Source organism: Paraburkholderia sp. SIMBA_053, from assembly GCF_046534895.1.
Lineage (GTDB): Bacteria > Pseudomonadota > Gammaproteobacteria > Burkholderiales > Burkholderiaceae > Paraburkholderia > Paraburkholderia caledonica.
Map to the genome: position 1 here is coordinate 1 of NZ_JAWRXU010001249.1, position 251 is coordinate 251.

General features: G+C 53.4%; 1 pseudogene. It reads left to right on the plus strand.

From position 1 onward, the window contains the following. A pseudogene (locus SB753_RS39630) lies at nucleotides 1-251 on the plus strand (glucose-6-phosphate isomerase); the annotation flags it as partial.

A 251-nucleotide genomic window follows, 5' to 3' on the forward strand; every position in this document is an offset into this window, starting at 1 on the left:
TTCGGTGTTCGTGTATTCAGCACGATGAACTCGTCTGGTCCGTTTGCATTTGTGATGTTGGGAGCAATGGTCTACGTAGCGGCCGCCGGTCAACGGATACGCTGGATTGCGAGTGCATTTGGTTTTCTTTCTTTCGGTCTGAGTCTTGTCCGCTCTGCGTGGGGTGGTTGGATGATCGCGCTGCTTATTCAGGTCGCGAAATCAAGTAGCAGGGTAAGGTTGCACGTCGTAGCGAGTGGCACGGGTTTGGT